The organism is Acetobacter sp. DmW_125128 (assembly GCF_008704325.1).
In the GTDB taxonomy this organism is placed as follows: domain Bacteria; phylum Pseudomonadota; class Alphaproteobacteria; order Acetobacterales; family Acetobacteraceae; genus Acetobacter; species Acetobacter oryzifermentans.
On the sequence record NZ_VHOP01000012.1, the window covers coordinates 1 to 21,276 of the forward strand.

Annotated in this window: 25 protein-coding genes; 20 read left to right on the top strand and 5 right to left on the bottom strand. The window is 51.7% G+C overall.

Annotation, left to right across the window (positions count from 1 at the left end):
• Positions 1 to 131: 131 nt before the first annotated feature.
• Entirely contained in the window at positions 132 to 2,240 is a 2,109-nt protein-coding gene (locus FKW19_RS04835) for a transglycosylase SLT domain-containing protein (protein ID WP_162870718.1), read from the top strand.
• On the top strand, positions 2,240 to 2,503 hold the full coding sequence (locus FKW19_RS04840) for a hypothetical protein (protein WP_035353185.1): 264 nt from the start codon (positions 2,240 to 2,242) through the stop codon (positions 2,501 to 2,503). The genes FKW19_RS04835 and FKW19_RS04840 overlap by 1 nt, the downstream gene beginning before the upstream one ends.
• Before the next feature lie 189 nt (positions 2,504 to 2,692).
• Here the strand turns inward: FKW19_RS04840 and FKW19_RS04845 are convergent, their stop codons facing one another.
• From FKW19_RS04845 to FKW19_RS15370, 4 genes are all read right to left on the bottom strand, one after another.
• Positions 2,693 to 4,966 carry a DEAD/DEAH box helicase gene (locus tag FKW19_RS04845; RefSeq protein ID WP_116100298.1) on the bottom strand — a complete coding sequence of 758 codons (2,274 nt, stop codon included), beginning with the start codon at positions 4,964 to 4,966 and terminating at the stop codon, positions 2,693 to 2,695.
• Entirely contained in the window at positions 4,963 to 6,363 is a 1,401-nt protein-coding gene (locus tag FKW19_RS04850) for an ATP-binding protein (RefSeq protein ID WP_089178782.1), read from the bottom strand. Before FKW19_RS04850 ends, FKW19_RS04845 begins: the two co-directional genes overlap by 4 nt.
• Positions 6,360 to 8,642 carry a TerB N-terminal domain-containing protein gene (locus FKW19_RS04855; protein ID WP_006116150.1) on the bottom strand — a complete coding sequence of 761 codons (2,283 nt, stop codon included), beginning with the start codon at positions 8,640 to 8,642 and terminating at the stop codon, positions 6,360 to 6,362. Before FKW19_RS04855 ends, FKW19_RS04850 begins: the two co-directional genes overlap by 4 nt.
• Positions 8,643 to 8,983: 341 nt before the next feature.
• A complete protein-coding gene (locus FKW19_RS15370) occupies positions 8,984 to 9,139 on the bottom strand; it encodes a hypothetical protein (RefSeq protein WP_156100438.1) in 156 nt (51 codons plus the stop codon).
• A gap of 95 nt (positions 9,140 to 9,234) precedes the next feature.
• Here FKW19_RS15370 and FKW19_RS04860 point away from each other — a divergent pair, with 95 nt between their 5' ends.
• The 5 genes from FKW19_RS04860 (at position 9,235) to FKW19_RS04880 (ending at position 13,605) form a co-directional block, all read left to right on the top strand.
• Complete coding sequence (locus FKW19_RS04860) at positions 9,235 to 10,263, top strand: hypothetical protein (protein ID WP_089178783.1); 1,029 nt, start codon at positions 9,235 to 9,237, stop codon at positions 10,261 to 10,263.
• Positions 10,263 to 10,538: a DNA/RNA non-specific endonuclease gene (locus FKW19_RS04865; protein ID WP_255446462.1), complete on the top strand. Its 276-nt coding sequence runs from the start codon at positions 10,263 to 10,265 to the stop codon at positions 10,536 to 10,538. Before FKW19_RS04860 ends, FKW19_RS04865 begins: the two co-directional genes overlap by 1 nt.
• A gap of 353 nt (positions 10,539 to 10,891) precedes the next feature.
• Positions 10,892 to 12,823 carry a superinfection immunity protein gene (locus FKW19_RS04870; protein ID WP_006116145.1) on the top strand — a complete coding sequence of 644 codons (1,932 nt, stop codon included), beginning with the start codon at positions 10,892 to 10,894 and terminating at the stop codon, positions 12,821 to 12,823.
• A gap of 143 nt (positions 12,824 to 12,966) precedes the next feature.
• Complete coding sequence (locus FKW19_RS04875; protein WP_035353190.1) at positions 12,967 to 13,209, top strand: hypothetical protein; 243 nt, start codon at positions 12,967 to 12,969, stop codon at positions 13,207 to 13,209.
• A gap of 120 nt (positions 13,210 to 13,329) precedes the next feature.
• On the top strand, positions 13,330 to 13,605 hold the full coding sequence (locus tag FKW19_RS04880; protein WP_006116144.1) for a hypothetical protein: 276 nt from the start codon (positions 13,330 to 13,332) through the stop codon (positions 13,603 to 13,605).
• A 190-nt stretch (positions 13,606 to 13,795) separates the two neighbouring features.
• Here the strand turns inward: FKW19_RS04880 and FKW19_RS04885 are convergent, their stop codons facing one another.
• Positions 13,796 to 14,161 carry a helix-turn-helix domain-containing protein gene (locus FKW19_RS04885; RefSeq protein ID WP_238332846.1) on the bottom strand — a complete coding sequence of 122 codons (366 nt, stop codon included), beginning with the start codon at positions 14,159 to 14,161 and terminating at the stop codon, positions 13,796 to 13,798.
• A 145-nt stretch (positions 14,162 to 14,306) separates the two neighbouring features.
• Here FKW19_RS04885 and FKW19_RS15375 point away from each other — a divergent pair, with 145 nt between their 5' ends.
• The 13 genes from FKW19_RS15375 to FKW19_RS04940 all read left to right on the top strand — a co-directional run bounded on the left by FKW19_RS15375 (position 14,307) and on the right by FKW19_RS04940 (position 21,176).
• Positions 14,307 to 14,480 (top strand): hypothetical protein, encoded by a 174-nt coding sequence (locus FKW19_RS15375; protein WP_162853398.1) that lies wholly within the window; start codon positions 14,307 to 14,309, stop codon positions 14,478 to 14,480.
• On the top strand, positions 14,477 to 14,725 hold the full coding sequence (locus FKW19_RS04890; protein WP_006116143.1) for a hypothetical protein: 249 nt from the start codon (positions 14,477 to 14,479) through the stop codon (positions 14,723 to 14,725). The genes FKW19_RS15375 and FKW19_RS04890 overlap by 4 nt, the downstream gene beginning before the upstream one ends.
• Positions 14,722 to 14,964: a hypothetical protein gene (locus FKW19_RS04895; protein ID WP_006116142.1), complete on the top strand. Its 243-nt coding sequence runs from the start codon at positions 14,722 to 14,724 to the stop codon at positions 14,962 to 14,964. The genes FKW19_RS04890 and FKW19_RS04895 overlap by 4 nt, the downstream gene beginning before the upstream one ends.
• Positions 14,957 to 15,220, top strand: a complete 264-nt coding sequence (locus FKW19_RS04900) for a hypothetical protein (protein WP_089178784.1) — start codon at positions 14,957 to 14,959, stop codon at positions 15,218 to 15,220. Before FKW19_RS04895 ends, FKW19_RS04900 begins: the two co-directional genes overlap by 8 nt.
• Entirely contained in the window at positions 15,217 to 15,495 is a 279-nt protein-coding gene (locus FKW19_RS04905) for a hypothetical protein (protein ID WP_035353196.1), read from the top strand. The genes FKW19_RS04900 and FKW19_RS04905 overlap by 4 nt, the downstream gene beginning before the upstream one ends.
• Complete coding sequence (locus FKW19_RS04910; protein WP_089178785.1) at positions 15,495 to 16,094, top strand: hypothetical protein; 600 nt, start codon at positions 15,495 to 15,497, stop codon at positions 16,092 to 16,094. Before FKW19_RS04905 ends, FKW19_RS04910 begins: the two co-directional genes overlap by 1 nt.
• On the top strand, positions 16,091 to 16,219 hold the full coding sequence (locus FKW19_RS15935; RefSeq protein ID WP_255446460.1) for a hypothetical protein: 129 nt from the start codon (positions 16,091 to 16,093) through the stop codon (positions 16,217 to 16,219). Before FKW19_RS04910 ends, FKW19_RS15935 begins: the two co-directional genes overlap by 4 nt.
• Complete coding sequence (locus tag FKW19_RS04915) at positions 16,212 to 16,403, top strand: hypothetical protein (protein WP_089178786.1); 192 nt, start codon at positions 16,212 to 16,214, stop codon at positions 16,401 to 16,403. The genes FKW19_RS15935 and FKW19_RS04915 overlap by 8 nt, the downstream gene beginning before the upstream one ends.
• On the top strand, positions 16,400 to 16,651 hold the full coding sequence (locus tag FKW19_RS04920) for a hypothetical protein (protein ID WP_089178787.1): 252 nt from the start codon (positions 16,400 to 16,402) through the stop codon (positions 16,649 to 16,651). The genes FKW19_RS04915 and FKW19_RS04920 overlap by 4 nt, the downstream gene beginning before the upstream one ends.
• Positions 16,648 to 16,986: an SANT/Myb-like DNA-binding domain-containing protein gene (locus tag FKW19_RS04925; protein ID WP_089178788.1), complete on the top strand. Its 339-nt coding sequence runs from the start codon at positions 16,648 to 16,650 to the stop codon at positions 16,984 to 16,986. The genes FKW19_RS04920 and FKW19_RS04925 overlap by 4 nt, the downstream gene beginning before the upstream one ends.
• 935 nt (positions 16,987 to 17,921) lie before the next feature.
• A complete protein-coding gene (locus FKW19_RS04930; protein ID WP_123809130.1) occupies positions 17,922 to 18,131 on the top strand; it encodes a hypothetical protein in 210 nt (69 codons plus the stop codon).
• Positions 18,132 to 18,234: 103 nt separating this feature from the next.
• A complete protein-coding gene (locus FKW19_RS04935; protein ID WP_006116134.1) occupies positions 18,235 to 18,618 on the top strand; it encodes a hypothetical protein in 384 nt (127 codons plus the stop codon).
• A complete protein-coding gene (locus FKW19_RS04940) occupies positions 18,615 to 21,176 on the top strand; it encodes a DUF927 domain-containing protein (RefSeq protein WP_089178790.1) in 2,562 nt (853 codons plus the stop codon). Before FKW19_RS04935 ends, FKW19_RS04940 begins: the two co-directional genes overlap by 4 nt.
• Positions 21,177 to 21,276: the final 100 nt, after the last annotated feature.

A 21,276-nucleotide genomic window follows, 5' to 3' on the forward strand; every position in this document is an offset into this window, starting at 1 on the left:
CAACAGACGTACCGCCACTCATCATATCCTGAATCATGGTTACCCATAGATTCAGAACTCAACACAAAATGCAACTGTAGTGCTAGAGTATCATCATCATGAATCTTCTATAAATTTTGAGAATGTTTGTAATGCCGGACAATGACGACAGCTTTATTGAAGCCGGTATCCGGTTTACGTTTGACCCGGAAGACTTTTTGCGCGGCTCAGCAGAAGCGCAAGATGCCCTAGAAAGCACGCTGGCGGAGATGATCAATTTCCGCCGGGAAGCGCAGAAGCAGGAGCAGCAGTTAAAGGATGCCATACCGGGCATTGCGTCTGCCTTGGGGGCCTCTGTTGATGAGGTGAAGGATGCAATCAAGGATCTGAAAAAATCAGAGCAGGAGGCAGCTAAAGAGACAGCGCGCGTTCAAAAGGAAGAATCCCGCAACGCTTTAGCCGAAAAACGCCGCGCCGTACGTGAGGAAGAGCAGCTTGCCCGCCAACAGCAGCGCGAAGAAATGGCGCGCCTGCGTGAGCGCCAGCAGGCCATTCGGGAAATACGTGATACCGCGTTGGCGGCTGTGGGTGCTACCAGTTTGATTGGCGGCACGCGTAATATTGTGGGGCTAGTTGGGCAGACGGCAGCAGAGGGCGTTGCCGCCTCTAATATGGCGGCGCGTACGGGATTTTCTGCCCGCGAAATCCTTGCTGTTGGTGAGGCCGGGGCCTTAACGCCGGGCAGCAGCCGCCAAGAAGCTCTGCAATCCATGAACGCATTGGCACAGGCGCGAACAGAGGTTCACCTAAACGGCCAATCTCAGCTTACAGACCTGCTTGCTAACCGGTATGGCGTACATATCAGTCATATCATGAATGGCAGTTATGAAACATCTATGCAGCACATTATGGCTGATCTGCGCAGGCGCGGGCATAGCGAGCAAAGCCTTATTGCTATTCTCGAACAATCTGGCCTGACCTCTGGCGGATGGAGCAATGAGGTTCTACGAGGGCAGGATATGCACCAGCGTATTCAGCATGGATATTCCCTAACCAGACACATGGCTGACAACCTTCAGCAAATGGAGAAGGTTGATGAGCAGATGAAGCATCTGGGTGAAATGTGGGTGCAGTTTAAAAAAGACATTGCCATAGACATGCTGCCAGCGATGGAAAGTGTGTCTGGTCTGCTGGAGAAAGCTGACAAGTTAGCCGTAGAGCACCCAGATGCTGCGCGTCACCTGACAGAAATTGCAGCCGTCATTACAGCTTTAAGTCCTATTTTGGCAGGAATTGGCGGTGTGGTTGGAACTACCGCCATTTTGAAGCTGGCCCTTAGTAAAGGTGGGTGTGGGTGCGCAAGGAACGGCAAAGAAGAAACCGGGACATTAGAAGAATCTTCTGCAAATATTTCTGAGGATGCTGCTAAAAAACAGGCGCTCAGGAAATCTGAAAAAGAGGTTGAGCGCCGAGCTTCTACCGGTCTTTTGTCTCGCCTACTTATGGGGGGCAATTATGCCTTCGATTTGTATGCATTTTCTGAATACTTCCCACATGCGGCTTCATGGTTGTTGGGGCAAGGGTGGGATAACGAGCACCCGACTACATTTCACGGGAACGCTAAAGGTTTACCTCAGCATCTTACGCCAGATATGCGCAACAAGCAGATGCACTTATCAGAACTGGAAAAAAAATACGGACTGCCTGCTGGTATGCTGGATGGTATGTGGGCCAAGGAAAGCAGTCGTGGTTTGCACGCAGGTAAATCTAGAGCGGGAGCATTAGGAGATTTCCAGATTATGCCAGACGTAGCTGCCGCTTCTGGTATTGATCCTAATAATTTCTACCAATCGGCAGAGTATGCTGCAAAACGCATGCATGGGAATATGGTTCAGTATGGAACGATTGCTGCCGCTCTGGCCGAGTATAACTGGGGAGGGGGTAATCTTAAAAAAGATATGTCTCTTCATGGTGGAGACTGGCAGAGATATGCTCCCAATGAAACACAAGATTATATCAGTTCTATCTCGCGTTTCGTGTCTGCATCTCAACAGATTCACGCTATGAATAAACAGGTTAACGCTTCCCGCGCTATTCGGGGCGGTGCTGTGCATACCGACAACAGCCAGACGACAACGATGACAATGCACGTTCAGAACGTAAACGTTAGGGCGAATGACCCCCAGCAAATGGTGCAGAAAGTGGCGCAATCCAATAACCACATGCTTACAGCAGCATCTGTTGATACGGGGGTAATGTAATGGCAGGCGTTCAGTTGCCCAATATAATTTCTATGGCGCGGTGTCTTGCAGATAAACTGTATGAAGACACAAAGGATCTGCAAAATTTTCAGGCTCTTGAAGCCGGAATTACCGGTGGAGAGTATGCCATTTGGGGGTTCATGAAAGCGAATGGAGATTCGGATGAAGTTGCAAGAGATTGCTGTTTACTCTTTATGAAATCTGTACATGAACGTTGGCGTGAACTTCTTATGAAAGAAGCACAGCCAGTTGGTAATGCTTGATAACGGGGTGATTCGCTTTAGCGGAAAATGGGCTTGAAATAGCTAACAAGCCGCAGAAAATCGCCATTTTGGGGTATGATTCCATATGGTGCCATGACCTAGCCGCCTGTATGCTTCGTTCTGGAATTATCCGTCATTCCAGCCCACACCAAACATATTATAGAGGCGTTTTGGTTTCAAAAATTGTCTTTACTCTCCCTCCGGCAATCTAGAGAGCAGGTCAGCGGCAATGATCGGCACGCGTGTCGCTTCGATATGCTCGCTGGCATAACAACGCGCCAGCAATTCCTCTCCTAAATAGACATCATACTTTGCTCGCTTCATATCAGGTACTAGTCGGGCTAGAACTTCCGCGTCAGGCGCAGGTCTTTCGGCGAGGGTTTTCAGGGCGGCAATCAGTTTGCTCCTGTCTTGAGCCGGAACCGTGACCGCGATGCCCTCCGAATTGGCCGTTACGCCATGAGAGGCGAGCGCTAGCACCAAGGCCAGTTGAGCCCGATTGCCGACCCAGGGGAAAAGCAGGAGTTCGTCTTCATGCCGATGCAAACCTGCATGCCGCAACCCAAGATGGTCGAATGTCTCTCTGGCTTCAGTAAGACATTCAAGAGCTATCCTGTCGAGAAAGCGAGGAATGGCGATGCTCTCGTAAACCCGGCGCATCTCCGCTACGACTTCATCGGCCGGGGGCAAGCCCTCGCCACCGAATTTGGGCGGCACGCCACCATACGCTCGTGTGACCAGAATTTCCCGGCGTTGATTGTCGAGTTCAATCACCCGCCACCGACATCCGGCGAAGATGATGAGTTGTTCCGGCATTACCGGGCTATCGATCGGCAGCGTGCCAAGGTTCCGTCCGCGATCCGTAATAACCTTGAATTCGTCAGGCGTCATGAATACGGCGTAGAACCCACGGCCATTGATGACCCGTTCGCCTTCTTCGCCTGGCAAAAGCGTTCCGTCTGGTGCCTGTTCAATAAGCTGGACCTCTGGATGCTTCATGCGCCGCAGCACATCAATGTAAAGGGCCTGATCAATTTCAGGAAATACCCGACTCTCGATCAGGCGGTTCCAGCCCTGTTTGACTGTCAGTCCACCGTGTTGAGCGATTAGTGCCAGAATTTGCTGTATCAGCGTGGAAAGATGCAAACACCCAATCTGAGGCGGTTCATTCCAGCGTCTCAGCATCAGATTGAGCATGGCTATGGTCTGCACCGTGCGGGGCCGCATGGCATCAATGGGATGGATGCGTTCGTCAATCGCCATCTCGGTGGTGTAGACCCGCATTACCGAGGACTGTCCGGCACGTCGACCGGAACGCCCCAGTCGCTGGCGCATACCTGAAACAGTGTGTCCAGGCCCAATCTGGCTCACAGCATCAATGTGGCCAACATCGATGCCCAGTTCGAGGGTCGTGGTTGCAACAATGGAACCTGGTCGATCACCTTCTTTCAACCTTCGTTCGGCTTCCTCACGGTGCTCACGCGATAAGCTACCGTGATGAGCGAAAAATTCCTCTGGCACGCCCAATGTTTCACAAAGACCACGCAGTCTTGCAGTGTACAGTTCAACATTCCCACGCGAGCCAGCAAAAATTAGACTCCGCTGCCCTCGAAGCGTGTCGAAGATGTGTGTCGCGATCTCTATGTCTGCCGTGCTCTCGGTTGCCTCGCTCTTGTCTGAATTCTCGTCACGTTGCTTCAGACGTGGCTGTATATAGCTGCGAACCTGAAGTTTCAGGGGTTGGCTACCCATTTTAGATTCCAGTATCTCCACGCCATCCGGATTCAGTGGCCGTAGGAAAGCAGCTGAGGCCCTCATGTCGGCCAAGGTGGCCGAAAGGCCCACTCGAACGACAGGATGCCCTGCGGCGATCTCGATACGATTGAGCAGCGATTGAAGCTGGCGTCCGCGCTCTGCATCCATAAAAGCATGCATCTCGTCGATCACCATGTAACTTAGCGCACCGAACAGACGCTTTGCTTCATTTCCTCGTCGGACGAGGATGGCTTCCAGACTTTCTGGAGTGGTCAGCAGTATCCCTTGGGGCCGCTTACGTGCTCTTTCCTTGACGCTGCTGGCCACATCCCCGTGCCACTTCCAGACAGGAATCTCCACTTCTTCGCAAAGTATCTCCATGCGACCGAACTGGTCATTGATAAGTGCACGCAAAGGGCTGATGTAAATGGCTTCAAACCCGGCACCGAGCTTGCGTTCATCTGTAGCCAGTCGCGAAACAATCGGTAGGAAGGCTGCCTCGGTTTTTCCGCTTGCTGTCCCGGCCGTGATAATGAGATCTCCCTGTCTTTCCAGCAGAACCGGAATGGATCGTTCCTGGATATCCCGCAGCTCCGTCCAACCCTGACGCCATATCCAGCGCCGGACTTTCTCGTGCAGCATATTGAAAGACGTCGATGCGCCGTCATTTGAGGCTTGCCCGAACGGGTCGGACGGCGCGTCGTTCAAAGCCTGAAGTCCGCCAGATCATCATCGGGCGAGGTCTGAGTGGAGCCGGTCGTTGAGGGACCGGTCGCACTAGGCGTATCTTTATTGTCGTTATCGACAATATCTCCGCCCGCCAAGGGCGCATCCGGCGCGACCTCAGACTGGTCCACCAGTTCCTGCCACTGAGCCTGCGGGTTCTGTTCCATGATCGCGAGCAGATCCAGAAAGGCCTTGATAGTGTTACGGGGCGTCCGGAAATAAGCCTCACCAATTTTCTGGTTGCAGTGAGTCATAAAGGCCTTGAAAACCTCATCCGGCACCAGGTAACGACTTTGGTCACCATAAGCGAAGACATGCCGCAATTTACTAAGCAGAATGTAGAGGTCTTCGGGGGTCAGGCTCTGAAGCCGAATAACCGGGCCGGAAAGATCGACCAGACCATTGCGGGCAAAGCTGTTTTCAGCCAAGCGGGACCGCAACGCTTCGTATGAATAGAGGCCCCGGCGGCTGTCCATCAAGAATTCGGGCGTACCACCGAAGTAGACGCCGAGAGATTCAGCCGAGCCCTGGAGCACATCATTCACGATACGGAGAATCTGCTCGTAGTTGGCGTTGCGTGATTGGGCGCTGACCAGCTTGAAAAGGTTTACGCATTCATCGAGCATGACCAGAAAACCCGAATAGCCTGCCAGGGTCACAAAGCGACTCATGACCTTCAGGTAGTCGTAAACCGAGGCATCGTCGATGATGGAACGTACGCCAAGCGCCTCCCGAGCCTCAGTTTTGAGCGCGTACTCACCACGGAGCCAGCGAAGTGCCGCCGCCTTTCCGCTCTCGCTGCCGTCTTCGAAAGCTCGCCAGTAGCATTCGATGACGGTAGCAAAGTCATAGCCGGAAACGAGTTCCTGAATGGGGAGCAGCCGTTCCTGGATGATGTCTCCGATCTTGCGACCTGACGCCTTGGCTGAAGCCTGCGCCTCCATGATGAAACGTTCGACTACGCTTGCCAGAGCCCCTCCACCCTGCTTGGTGCGGGTGGCCATGTTACGCATGAGTTCTGCATAAAGGCTGCGGGCCTGGCCCCCGCTGGCCTGCAAGCGACGATCGGGGGATAAATCTGCGTGAGCCACCACCAGCTTGCTTTGCATGGCAATAGAGCGGGCCAGGTTAAGGAAGAAAGTTTTGCCTGCTCCATAGTCACCAATAATGAATCGAACCGCAGAACCTCCGTCCGCGATGCGTTTAACGTCCTGCACCACCTGATTGACTTCGCCTGCGCGACCGACCTGAACTAACTGGATGCCTGACCGTGGCACGACACCTGAGCGAAGCGCCTGAATGACGCCATCACGGTCCTTGGGCTTAATTTTCTCCGCAGTGCGCGTGCCGTCTGAAGCTGCGATACTGAGGTTGGTCATGATGATGCTCCCGGCGCGTCAGCAAGGAGCGCCATATTGATGATCAAAGGGTCACCGTCCACGATAAGTTCTTCATCGAACGTATCATAGGCCCATTCGTTGATGGCTTCGAGCGCGCCATCCGGCATCAACCCGAGTTCGCGCGCCTTGGCCTCAAACCCGAAGCGTGTCCATTCCGGTTGGTTGACCAGGGCCTCAAGCAGGCGGGCCTGCTCAGGGCCAAGTCCGACGAACTTCGTTCCCTGTTCCAAAGTGGGAGAAACGGCTACCGAAATCGGAATTTCAGAGGCTTCATCCTCATAGATTGGCGCGAGAATTGCATCGACTTCCTTAGTCTCCTGCAGGATGACGTCGACCTTGCTCATGTCAATGACGATACCATCTTGGGATTTCGCTTTCGAGGGAGGTGCTGGAATTCGGTGACCACGTCTCCGCGATTTACCATCCTCGACCACGATCGGCTCCGCAGCGCAGGATGCCGTAGCAGCAGTACTCTGGTGCAAGACAGTGTAGAGTTCCTGTCGGCCGAGACCAAAGGCTTCGTAAAGCCTCTCCAAAGCCACCATCATGCCTTGATCTGTCTCGCCTATCGTTACGGCGACAGAAGCTGCCAGCGAAGCAATAGCGGTTCGTTGCTCGGGTTCTACACTCTCTACGATGGTTTTGAGGCGCCCAAGCGTTGGCAAGCGTTCCGGAAGCAGCTGCAGACGGGCTGTCAGTCGTTTCGTTTCATGCGGAGTGAGCCGCAGCCGTGTGGTGAGATCATCGACCAGCTTTGACCTTAAAGTCAGGGTTTTGGCTGCCGGGCCGATGGCGGTCATGATCAGGGTGGCTGTGCAGAAATCAGCACCGACCGGTGTTAGCTGGCCTTGAGTATCGCCAATACGGAATAGAATTATATTCTCACCTGGTCTGGTCCCACCGTAGGTTGGATCCGGCTCCATGCCGTAACCTACTCTTGCCAGCATGGCGGACATGTCACAAGCTTGCCGAAGACCCGAGGCTGTCTTGCCAGAACCAAAGCATCGCAGACCGAGCTCTTCAAGCGGCACATTGGCAAGAGGTTGAGGTAAATCACCTAGCCAGGCTCTGAAAGAACGAACAGTTTCTCTTTCCCCAAGTTCCACAGGCAGCATCAGGGCGGCGGCCATGCTGTCGGCACGTTCACGTTTCTTGCCGACGACCTTGGCAAATGCAGTCAGATCCTCACGAACTCCTTCGCAGAGCTTGATCATTTTGGTCCACGTCAATTGCGCTGGATCAGGAAGGCGATCGAAGCCATCAAACTTTATTGAAGCATGAAGATACTGACTCGCCGACCGATAACTTAGATTAAGTCGACTCTCTTTTTTATCTCTGAGTCGGAAACCTTTAGGAAATTTCTGATTAAAACGATGTCGCATGAGTTCAATGAACTCCGGACGCGCGCGCGTCGTTGCAATGCGCGGCCATAAGCCGGTTAAGTGAGGAGGTAAAGATAGAATACCTGCTATGGCGAGATCGACATCAAGCGGCATACCTCTCAATACGTGTAGACCTAATTTAACCTGAAGCAATGGAGACATATGATCTCCCAAAGCTGCGAGATCTGGCTTCCATGCCTCCACTCTCGGTATATCCGTCACAGCATGCTTCATTTCGATAAAATTGAGTAACTCAGTGCTGTAATTTACAAAAGAATTGTTGTTTCGGAATAGGCTTCGCAGGCGTTCTACTTCGGCTATCAATAACGCCTCTTCGTCAATCGGAGGGCTATCGGCGACCAAGCGACGTTCAAGCCCATAGAAGTAAAGAAAGGGATAGCCCATTGGGTAGCTCGTGTCGGATTTTCCGCTTGCCAGCCAATGCAGATAAGTCAATCGCTGATTGAGGGTGATATCAGTGTAAGAGGGCCAATAGCCCAGATCCAGGTTCGTTTGTGGCGCTCCGGACGCGACCTTGAGTGATGGTCTGATAAGACAAGGCGCTGGAGTGTCGGTATTCCAGCCTCCGTCAGGCGCTGCCGTCAAAAAGTTGCCGACATAGACCATGCCATCAGCAATCTCGAAGCCATGTACCGTCACTTTTTCGCCGGGGAGCGCCCAGTGAGCATCGTCTTTCTTGTGGCTCCGTGCTTGTCCATACGGCGCTGATTTCACCTCATCATTGGGAAATACACGTTGGGCATGAGAAGAGTGCCCGTGCGCAGGTAACGAGGCGACAGTCTCTTTCCTGGCTGCCTTATTGGTTGTGTCCGGAATTTCGGAACCACTGAAAATACGCTTTAGCCAAGAAAACATGTTCTACTCACGGAATGTGCGCCAGTTCTTTCAAATAGTAGGCACTGTTTTTCCGGTGCGGCAACTATTCCCTGTGGCAAGTGGGAATGGAGATAGAGCACACCCATTCTGTTCATAATCTCCGGCGCGTCAGACTGGTGACGGCAGTATCAGGACGCGCGGCAAGGCCGGTCTCAACGAAATGTCCGACGAGGCCGGTAACACCGGCCAGTAGAATGCGTGTTGTCATCAGCATGACTCTCTATGCGCCTACCTCAGAAGAAAATTCGTGATGAGGTTGGCAAGCTTTCTAAAGGGAGGTTGAAGCGGCCTTGTCTGTAAACACCCCGCGTAACCTTACGTTACGCTGCTAGTTCCGGCACTGCTACGGATGCAGGTTCGGCGTTGAGAAAATCATCAGTAGTCAACTCTGGATTGCTCGCGTCTTGAGAGATGCCCTGATTGATTAGGGCATCTTCTTCATCTGACGGCATGATAAATTCAGGTTTGCGCGGCATGCTCCGTATGTAGCGCGTGCTGTCCAATTTGGACAGCCTTCCTTGTACCGCACCCTGCTCACTGATATTGTCCATTTTGGACAAAGGCAGGTGAAATGGCAAAGAAACTCAATCTCGATCTTCTGAACAAGATATGGACTCTGGCAGAGCAGGGAACTGAAGGAGAGCGAGATGCAGCACGCAACCGGGCAGAGGCGCTGGTTAAGCCCCATGGTTACACATTGGCAGATGTGCCTGACCTGCTTTTGACGGAGGGGTATCTTGATGATGAGCCGGAGCCCTCCGCCGGTGGTTTCACCTTTTGCGATATGAGCAATCCAGCGCATCAACGCGCTTATGCAAGGGCCGAACGGAAGAGGCAGGCTGCATGGCGCATGGCCAACCGTGCCAAGATTGATGAAGTGCTGACACGTTATGGTTCAGAAGAGGCCGTGTTTGCGCATACGGCAGAAGAGAAAGCTTATGATGCGGCGATCAAACCCTTCCACAAGAAAGGAAAGGCTGGGCAGTGTGATACATGGGATGGCGAGCACTTCGGCCCTACGGCAAAGGTTCGTGCAGCCCTCGCTACAGTCAAGCCTTGGCCTGACACCATTCCCGATGCCATTGCGGAATATGAGTATTGGGAGAAGCTGCATGATGACCGGAACATCGCAGACGGCAACAACCAGTATAATTACCTCAGCCAAGGTGCTGACTTCCGGTACTGGGCCTTGGGCGATCTGATCGACAAAGAGATTGAGGCCCGCAATATCTCGGACGTGATTATCCGTCTCCGCTTTCAGGAAGCCAGTCAGGGCACTTACAATGACAGTGACGCCATCCTGCGGGATCTGGAACGGCTGCATGCTGAGGAAAGCCTCAAACCCGGAATTAGTGGGGCAGGGGATATTCCCCTAGACCGAGGATTTTCGGCCGCCTCTGTCGGGAAAGTGGGTGACGCCAAAAACCGCGCCACCTCTCCGTCCAATTTGGACACTGCTACAAAGCGCCGGGCGGAGGTTGTGCGCATCCTGCAAACTTCGGAGGGGATGCGCATGCCACTTCGAGCAATTGCCCAGATGGCAGGGGTTTCGCCTACTACGGTGGGGAATATTAAGAGGCGGATGACAAGGCTGGGATGATGCGTGAGCTGTATGTGGTGACAGGCCCCGCTTTTCATTTGCGGCCCATTCAGACCATGGGACATGATCGCGTGTTCGTGCCGTCCTCAACGTGGAAAGCGGTTTATTCGCCCAGCAAGAACAAAGCATCGGCGTATGTGTGTAAAAACGCGCAACAGCATCCACACTGCACGCAGATTACGGTCGCAACACTTATAAGGAATGTCGGTATTGACCCGTTCCCAGCTGTCTCAGCGCAAGTTAAGGCGCAAGCGTGGAAGCTGCCTTTTCCTTAAAGGTTGACGCTGAAATTCCTATTTAGTTTTGCCCTGCGGCAGAACGGGGTTTGTTTAAAGTCTCCTGTGCATGGCTTGTACAGGGATAGAGTTGGGGAGTCAGGGGCTAGAAGGAGATTATAGCATCGGCGGGATCGGCAAGATAACGCTCATCACCTAACTTACTCGGAGCCCAGGATTTTTCGTCTAAGCCAGCATCCGTGAGCATTTTACGCATCAGTTTTGCACAATATTTTCTATTTGTGCTTTTGTGCCCCCAGGAATCAATGAGGCTTTCTATTACTCGACTCACAGAGAAGATGATGCCAAAGAATTTGGCGCTGTTAATTTAATCAAGATCAAATGGGTCGGGAATGAAGATTGCAATGCGGGTCATTTTGGGCCTGAATTTTTCACTGGTAGCTTTTTTAGGTCTACATGAGCGTGCGAACGCTGCCGATTACGACATCCCCGCATTAGCGAGCGCGAGCTTAGATGACCGCACGCATGCGCAAATTATGTCGGATGGCATTACAGCAACCTTAAAAGTAACGCCATCACGCCAATGTGGCGCACGCATGGTATGGCAGAATGTGGATCCACAGGCACCTGCTTCTTGTCAGGTTGCTTATCTAACCATTAAGGACTTGGCGCATCCATCGTCCCCTGAAGTTTCTTTTGCTCTTTCCCCATACGGGCCAGAAGGCCCAGTCAATCATTTAACGATGTCTATGTATCACCTCGATACGTCATCTTCTGCGCCGCAAATTATGGTTTCAGCTTATACAGGCGGCGCTCATTGTTGCGAGATTACTTCAATTTTTGGTCTTGCAGCAGACGGGGCTTGGAAGGAAACTCCTTTAGGCTCGTATGATGGTGGTAGTCCCCCAGAAGTTATTGATGCCGCGCACAATGGTTCGGCAGAAATCGTTACCTTCGATCAGTCTTTTCTTTATACTTTTTCATCTCACGCTGGATCTTATCCGCCGGTTATACTTGAAAAATATCAGGGCGGTACCCTGAAAAATGTTACAAAAGATGCTGTTTATAAATTCTATTTACAGCAACAGCTTGAAGAATCTCAGAATAATTGGATCCAATATGGAAAATCTGAGCCAAATGGGTTTTTGGCATATTACGTTGCGACAAAGGCCAATTTAGGACAATTTTCTGAAGCTTGGCATTACATGCTCGCGAACATGGATATGCAAAAAGATAGCATGTTCGGTGTTTCTCTTTGTGATTTTAAGCCGGGTAATCACAAGGAATGCACAAGAGATGAACAATCACCGTTACCTTTCCCGATGGGGCTAGCGCTGTTCCTAGAAAAAAATGGATATATTACAGACGATCAGGCAAAGAGTGTACCGTTAGTGCCTTCCATTCAATCTGTTTCGGAAAACACAGCCGGCCATTACAACCCAGATTTTTCTTGCATGCCTCCACCAGAGCATAATGGTGTAGCAGTTATGCTGTGCGAAAATAGCTTGGCTGCAAAGCATGAGTTGGAGTTCGATCAAGTTTATTATGCTTTGCGGCAGGTCGTTGGCAAAGATGGATGGAAGCTTCTCAAGCAGGAAGTTATTTTAGATGAGAATGCGGCAAACGAAAGCTGTGGTTTGCCTATCCCGGGGGTGACCGATCAATCTATCCCGACCAATGGTGCTGCCTGTTATATTAGCGCGATGGATAGTTTAGCCGAAAAATATCGCCGCAGGCTTAGCGGGGCGGCTTTGGAAGAGGCCTCTAGGCCAATAGACACCCATATTGCATTGCAAAAGAAGCTTATAGATTTAGGATATTTGCCTGCGGGTAGTATGGCCGATGGTGTATATGGAGAAAGTACCAGAATTGCTATTGGGACATGGCAACGCGTTGCCGGTCGACCAGAAGTTAATAGTTTTATTTCCAATGCTGATGCCGATGCGTTATTGCCGGCGGCATCGGCAGCATCTACGTCCACTCCTTCTGTGCCTGCGTCAAATGTTGCCCCTTCAATCTCAACAGTACCTGCGCCGTCTCCTGCACCTTCTGTCCAAAGTCACGCCAAACCTTCGCAGTTATTCGGTCTAGCTATCTGGATTGTGGTTTTGGTTATTATATTTGGCTTTACACTTTACTTTCTGCCTTTTGCGATTGCTTGCATTCGAGATACTACGAAGAAAGGCGCTGTTTTTGCAGTTAATTTCTTTTTTGGTTGGACGCTGATTGGTTGGGTTGCTGCGTTAGTAATGGCAATCTCCTTCGAAACGCAGAGTGATTATGAACTAAAGCAAAAAGCTTTAAGCAAGATTGTTAATAGTTAATGAAGCATTAGAAGGAGCCTAATCTTCTTGGCGGAAAATGCCTCAATACTCCTCCTCTCTAAACATTAGTGAATTGCTTCCAAGGCGGCTTGTGGGTCGCCTTTTTCTTGTACAATCACCCAAAATATGAGATTGCTAAAGCAATGCCATTGCTTCCTGTTAATTTTGATATGGCGGCGAGTGTATGTGGGCGCGTTGAAAATCTTGCCACGCATTCTGTTTTCACGGCTCAGCCATTGCTGCTGGATCTGCGTTCTGATCCGGAATTGCAGCAGATGGCCGAAGATCCTGACATCAACGCGAAGCATAGGCTCTTCGTACCGCGCACTTCCACGCAACTATTGCAGAAATGGCCTGCGTTCTCAAATCAGGGCGTTGTGCAATAGGGCTTGCAAGAATTGGCTGTAAGGCCGATAAAAATATCGGCGCTATAATTGCGTCTTTTTCTTCTCTCTGGATAATATGTCAGGCTGTCCCGTAAGGAGCGGCCTTTTTTTGTTAGCGCCATGGTCAGCCTACTTAGCATTGAAAATGTCATTGGCTCTATAGGACGTTACGGGACAACTGCGCCTGTTACTCTGGGCAGCGTGCCTTTGTATGGCATGGAAATTCCTGACGTTTTGACCAATGGCGGCCAGCAGAGACTGGAAGTGCACTGGTTGCCGGGAGGCACCAAGATTGTTGACCGCTTAGGAAACGATCCGGCCCGGTTTTCGTGGAATGCACGTTTCACTGGCCCGAATGCGATGGCGCGTGCTCAGCTTCTGGCGCAGATGCTTTAGAGGATAACATGGTAGCATTGCGGCGGTAGGGGATTGGTAGTTTCCTATAAAGCTACTACCAGCTTTATAGCTAAGGTCAGTTAAGCTATAAACTGACTATGCGCTTTATAGCTTAGTGATAGGTATCACATGCAGGAAAGAGGGCTTTTAAAACCCTACATCTTGTATTTGCGTAAATATAATTATTAAATTAGCATTTTTGTCCTTCTTTATTACGCCATTCTTTATCCCGATTTACTATCCATTCTCTTGCTTCCTGTTTCCGCTCTTCATGCTCTCTTTGATTTTTTAATTCAGTTTGAATAATCGTATTTTCTATTTCGCTTAGGGAGTTATTTAATACCCTTACAGTGATACTTCCATCATTGTTTATATCAGCATTTACTCCTTTCATCCCTAAAACCGACTCAAGGCGGATCAACGTAGACACGTTGGCAGGATGACCATTTTCAATACGCGTAATAGTAGCGGGAGACACACCGGCAGATTTGGCGAGTTCTCTAACTCCTATTTTTAGAGCAGCTCGGGCCATCCTTAATTGTGTCCCTGTTATCATATTGGCACCTTGACAAAATTATTATGCGAAGCTTTTATATTAGCACAATGTTATCATTTGATGGCATTGTAAACAATAGTGGCCAAGCCTGTGACTGGTCCTCACATGGCTTGGCCTAACCACAAACCGAAGGATGAATTCGGCAATGGCTACACATGCCTATAGCACGCCCATACACACATGGGCATTCCATATCTTCTGTACAAGCCTTCCCGCATTGGTGGCACCAGCTCTTATTGCTCTGGCGCTGTTGGGAATGGGCGCTTCTGATCCTGTCGTAACTGGCCACGCAGCCCAGAAGCTGGAGGCTGTGCGATGAGCAAGATGCCAACAGATATAGTTCTCATAGATCAAGCAGCCAGTCTGGGTGAAATCCAGAACGCCATGCTGATGATGATGCGTGAACTGTATGAGCGCATGGATGAACAGAGCGACCCAGCCCCCACACATGCAAATGCAGCGGCTTGGGGTGATGGTCTGTCTTGGCTGGCACGCTCCGTTGGAAATGTTCGGGATAATTTGAAGCAGGCTGTGGCTTCTGAAGCGAGGGAAGCAGCGCGATGAGCAACCCGACACCGGCCATGACAGAAGCCGAGCATGATCATCTTGCCAACTATAGAAACCCACGCTTGCTGTTCGACAAAGCTGAGAAAATTGCACAGGCGCTGCATGATTTAAGCCAGCCAGAGAACGAAGTGGTTTTTCCGGCTGCTCGTTATTGGTTGGCGGACGAACTTTGCTCAACGCTGGAACGCCTCGGCAATGTGACCGGCTATAGTGTGCGGAGGGGTGGCCATGAATAAGCAGCCTCTCACAGGTTTCGAACAGGAAACTGTCAAGAACATGCGGAGTCAGGAGGCCGTCCTGAAAGACGCACGGATGATGGCCGCCCTTATAGTGGAAGTGACAGCCGGATGGAGCTGTGATGAATGCGACATCACCGAGCCCGAAGCTCTCCATTGGCTGAGCCATCGGTTGCGGGATCATCTTGATCTGCTGGCAGCACATACAGGCGCGAAAGACGCGCCCGGCTGGATGCTGCCGGAGGAAGTGGCATGAGTAAGACAACCATACTCTTGAATATCGATTTGCAATTCATCGGGCAGCAAATAGCCGAACAGACCTTTCATGATGGAGAAGGTGCCGCAAAGTTGGCTGACTATCTGACAGGTGCCGCTTACGCCATTGGGTTTTCTGCTTACCAGAATGGCAGAGTTCAAACACAGCAAACTGCTGCTTTGGCACAGACAATTTCAGAGGCCGGTATTAAGCGCTGGAAGGAACTTACTCTGGGTCAAATCCTGATGGAAACAGAAGCTGGAGGGCATGCGTAATGCCAAAGTATAGCAGCGCCAAGGATATGCCGGACAATCTCAAGAACCCGACTGCTTTCATCGCATGGGAGCATGTGCGCGGGGTTTTTGTTCAGGAATTGGGAGATGACAAGGAAGGCTGGGTGTTCTGGCCCTGCGTCCATTTCCAAGACGATACATGGCACCCATTGGCAAAGGATGGTGACATAACCAAAGCCCGCCAGATATGTGCCAGCCTTTCTGCAATCCATGACAAGCCAATACAGGATTGGACGCGCCCAGCCCCACCTGGACTAACCCTTGCATCAACACGAGAACAGATTTCCAATTATCTCAAAGGCACAAAGGAATGGCTGGAAACCACACATCCAGAACCTTCGCCGCTCTGGGGTGCAGGCTGGGAATATACAGATCACCTGTTCCTTGATGGGGTCACCCACTTCGAGTTTGAAGAAGAAATGCGGGCTATGCACAAGACTGCCTTGGAAGTCTTTGGCGGCATGGAGCCCAGTAAGCTCAAGGCTGGTCTTGCCATAGTCAAAGAACAGGCAACCCGCAGGTGGAGTCTGTTGCATGCAGCCAACATCAAGCCCGACCCCAAGCCGGAGGAAGTGGCATGAAGTCCCTTTTGCGTGAAATGTCCTTGTTCATTCTGCTGCCCCTAACGTGCCTGGCCTTCCGCACAACAACAGGGTTGGCCCGCTTCACATACCGCGTTGCCGGGAAGGATTGGGATCATGGCTAAAACAATAAGTCTGAGCGTGCAGCGTGTGCAGGAATATGGGGGTAATTATCTGCTGTTTGCTTTGCAGGATGATGGTCGGATGTTCTGCAAGATGGTTGCAGCTCTCCCAGAAGCAGCCGATGCCTACGTAAGCAATACAGGTGACTGGCAAGAACTACCCCCTCCGGCGGAGGGTAGAGCATGAGCCAGAAACAAACTTCTGCATCACAACGGCGCAAAACCCCTGTGGTCACACCTGATCGGCTGAGCGTCATTCAGGACGCAACCAGCGAATTGTCCTGCATCGGGATATGCCTTCAGGCCATGAGCAACGGCATGCTTACGGGATCGGAAGAAAGCGGCCCCGGTATGGGCGCTGTGGGCATGGCTCTGGAATGGCTATCCGGTGAAATGGAACGCCGATGCGCAGCCATTGCGGAGGCAGCATCGTGACGGATGGGCGTTCAAATTGGACAAAGGAGGAAATTGACCTTGTGGTGGGCCTGCGCACTCAAGGCCATGCATGGCGGGCTATAGCTCGTCGCCTTGGTCGGTCTGATACAATGTGTCGGTTTCAGTATGAGCGCTACACTGGCGAAAAGGTAAGCGGGGATTCCCGCTTACCCGATAAGAGTGCTGCAGAAACGTCTCCTCAATTGAAGGTAAGCGATATCAGGGCCGAGCGGGCACCTAATAGTGAGCCGCTTCCTATTGGGCATCCCGTCATCATGAAAGGCTTATGGAACGGTTTGGAGCGGTGGCGAGATAGCACTGACATCGATCAATAAGCATGCGATTCGGAGAAGTATGGAAGCAAAATGCTCTGACTTCTCCGATATCTGCATCATGCTTGGCGAAAAAAATTGTGTGGGCCCGAAGGTGATTTTGGGCAGTCGATATCAGCAATTGGTTGGATGAGGATGATGTCTTTTGTGAGGAAAATTAGGGCTATGTTTCGGTCGAGTCTTTTCGTTCCTGTGAAGACTTTTTGAGAAAATGGAAAGCAAAGCTGGTTTTGCATAATGAGCATGGATAGGAGCACCAGAAAGGCCCTGTTTTTGGTCTTCTCAATCATGCCTTCAGCCCATTGATCATTATTTATGCCGTAAAAACCTCATAAATCGTCACTGAGGGCTCTCTGTTTGGTCTGTGACTACAACCAGTGCGCGCAGAATGAAGCGCTTATATAGGGCGTATTTTAAGAGAAACGAAGCGTATGGCACTGGTAGCGCAGATTTTTATCAGATAGAACAAATGGAGAAGGCGTGATCAATGCCGAATGATCTTTTATTGAAGAATATTAGGTAGATGTGTTGGCTCCGATCGGGAGCCCCACATTCAAAAGAAAACCGCCCAAGGTGCACCAACACCGAGAGCGGCTTTCCGATGATGAAACGCCTTTGTCGAACGAATAGATATGACTTCGTGGGTCAATCTATACGAACGAAGACGAACAAAAACCTTTGGTAACGGTTTTGTAGTCTTTGTATGCGTACTGACTTTGTTTTGGGAAGACAAAAACGATTAAAGACATCGTTTTTTCATTCCTGATGACTGTCGTATTTTTCGTTCGACACCTTCTAAATTCGTTTTGACAGGTGTCATATGACCGAAGAGGACGTGCTTATTTTGTACGTCGTTCTGATTTGCCGCTTATTGCGTCTCGTCTACCGCTTGGGCGCCGCCGCCGTGCAGCAGTTCTTGCCGTCTGATGGAGGCGGTCATGGATCAAAAGGTTCCGCGTGCCGATATACGATATGTGTCGGTTAGTGATTGGATAACCCGTACAGGGATGTCCCGCACGGACACATATCGCAAGCTAGGCGATGGATCTTTGCATGGGAAAAAGATTGGACGCAAAACGGTTATAGATTTTCAGGCCGGGTTAACTTGGCTTGCGTCTTTGCCAGATGCTGAAATCATCACGAAATAAAACAGCCACCTGTCATTTCTGAGAGGTGGCTGCTTATCATTCTGTACAAGAAGAAAACCGCTCTCTCCTTGTACAGAAAAGATGAGTTTTCGTCCAATAAGAAATGACGTCTGGTGCTAGACTGGGACGTATAATTATGGCTGATAAAATGCCATCAAGCTCGGACTCTGTACATCTGGGTAGGGCAATAGACTTTCAAACTGTCAATCGTGCCGCTATGGGTATTCTTCCTGCGCTGCTGGGCCGTTGGCTGCCAGACGGCAAGAAGCAGGGTCACGAGTGGGTAGCGCGCAATCCCAAACGGAGTGACAGGAAACCCGGTTCTTTTAGTGTGAACTTGAACACGGGCCGGTGGGCAGACTTTGCGCAGGCCGATGCGCGGGGCGGGGATGTAGTCTCCCTTGCCGCCTATCTGGCGGACTGTTCTCAATATGAAGCCGCTGTGATGCTGGCAAAAATGCTTGGGCTGGCAGGAGGTGCGCAATGAGCATTTCCCAGCATATTCCAGCCATGGCCTGCATAGATGAAAACGGTCTGTTCAAACCGCTGACAGATCTGGAAAAGCAGGCAGCCCGTGGGCTTGCGACAGATACCCATGATGCAGAAATTTGGGAGCCGATGACGCCAGCTCCCTCCGAACCGGAGAAGCCCCGCAATGCCACAGATATGTGGGTGTACCGGGATGCAGAGGGGCGGCCTTTGTTCGCTCGTTTTCGGTACGATGGCAAACCCGGTGCAGATGGTATTCCGAAAAAGGAAGTCCGCCCGCTGACGTATGGCCGCCGTGTCTGGACAGATCACAATGGGAAACATCAAGACGTTACCGGATGGCATTGGAAGCAACCAGCCAAGCCGTTGCCTCTCTATGGTCTGGATAAACTTGCAGCCCAGCCCGATGCACCAGTTCTTCTGGTGGAAGGTGAAAAAGCGGCTGACGCGGCCCGTGACCTGTTTCCCGATCTGGTAGTGCTCACCAGCGGAGGGAGCACATCCGTCCGAAGCGCTGATTGGTCGCCACTGGCAGGCCGGGATGTCACGATCTGGCCTGATAATGACGAGGCCGGTGAGAAATATGCTGAGCATGCTATTGAGGCGTTACGGGATGCCGGGGCTGCGTCTGTGCGAATGGTCGTGCTTCCCGATACCTTGCCGCCCAAATGGGACTTGGCGGATGATCTACCCCTTGAAATGACGGGAGGCGATGCGGTCTCTGTGGCGGAAGCCCTCCGCCCGTTCATTGATGCCGCGCCACAGGCAGAAGCCAATGTAAAGATGCCGCTCGGTTATAGTATGACAAGCCGGGGCCTCTATTACACTCCAGAAGCAGGAGAAGATGGCCTTCCCAAACCAGCCATATGGGTTTGTGCCGCTTTTGATGTTGTTGCTGAAACACGAGATGAAAACGGGACAGGGTGGGGATTGCTGATCAACTGGCGAGATCATGACCGGCGCGCGCATCAATGGTCCATTCCGCGTAAAATGGTGCACGGGGAAGGCAAGGATATTGCGGGTGAACTGGAAGATGCAGGCCTGAACTGCAATATTTCTGCTACCCGACAGCTTCGTCAGTTCATTGCTTCCGTTCATACCAAAAGTCGTCTGCGCTGTGTCACCAATTCGGGTTGGCACAGGACGGATAATGGACCGGCTTTTGTGTTGCCCAATGGCATGACATTGGGGGAGGGCCGTCGGGCTGTGGCGTTTCAGACAACGCGCGCAGCTGCTGGCATGGAATATGCCACGGCAGGCAAGCTGGAGGATTGGCAGAAAGACCTCGCTGTCTACGCCGTGGGAAACAGCCGTTTGGCATTCGCCTTGGCGGTGGCTTTCAGTGGGCCGCTTTTGGATATCATGGGTGAGCAGTCCGGCGGCTTTCATATTGTTGGCGCCAGCCAGGCCGGTAAATCTACGGCCCTGTTTGCGGCGGGCTCTGTCTGGGGCAAGGGCGATAGGGACGGGCAGATACGCTCATGGCGTGGCACGACAAATGGGACGGAGGGCATCGCTGCCGAGACTTCTGACACCTTGTTGATTCTGGATGAGATGGGGGCGGCAGATGGGCGCGAGGTCGGGGACATTACCTATATGCTGGCCAACAATACCGGCAAGCAGCGCGCAGGACGGAACGGGGAAGCACGGGCCCGCAAGACATGGCGGTCCCTGTTCCTATCAACGGGTGAAGTTACTCTCGCCACCAAGATGGGAGAGGCTGGCCGTCGGGTTATGGCGGGGCAGGAGGTGCGTCTTGTCAGTATCCAAGCAGATGCTGGGGCCGGTATGGGGCTGTTTGAAAATCTGCACGGAATGCCTGGCGCCGGGGATCTTGCTGACTATATCCGCAGGGCTGCGCGCACCCATTATGGTACGGCCAGTCGCGCCTATCTTGATGCTCTTGTCAAAGAACGGGCTGACGATGAAGCGGGCCTCGCATCCGGTATCAAGAGTCTTGTTGATCGGTTTGAGGCGGACTGTCTACCTAATGGCATAGCAACAAGCGGGCAGGTGCGTTCTGTTGTGCGCCGTTTTGGGTTGGCTGCTGCGGCTGGTGAAATGGCCGTGGCTTACAAGATTCTGCCGTGGCCATCAGGAGAAGCTACGCGGGCTGCGAAAGCCTGTTTTATGTCATGGCTGGATGATCGTGGCGGAACGCAGGCTGGGGAAGATCAGGAAGCAGTTGAGCAGGTGCGCCTGTTCATAGAACAACATGGAGAAAGTCGCTTTACCTTGCTGGGCGGCAATGAAGGTCAAGAGGATGCGTATAGCAAGACATTGAACCGCGTAGGCTACCGCCGCACCATGGCTACCTCAGAGGGAAATAAGTGGGAATATCTCATTTTCCCGACATCATGGCGTGAAGTGGTTTGCAAGGGCATTGATCCCAAGCGCGCAGCACAAGCTCTTATCGCGGCGGGTTATCTTATCCCCAGCCCGGACGGTAAAGCATCCAAGTTGGTTAAATCTGCTGAAATAGCTCGGGAGGTCGGGACATCAAAAACCGGCCGTTTCTATATTGTTAGCGGAGACATTATCGGAGGTGACCGATGATGATCAGTCGATTGGTAACACCGGTAACACGGAGGAAAAGGGAGTGTGTTACCGCGCTGCTTCATGAAAATAGGCGGAAAACAGCCATTTTTACGCATGG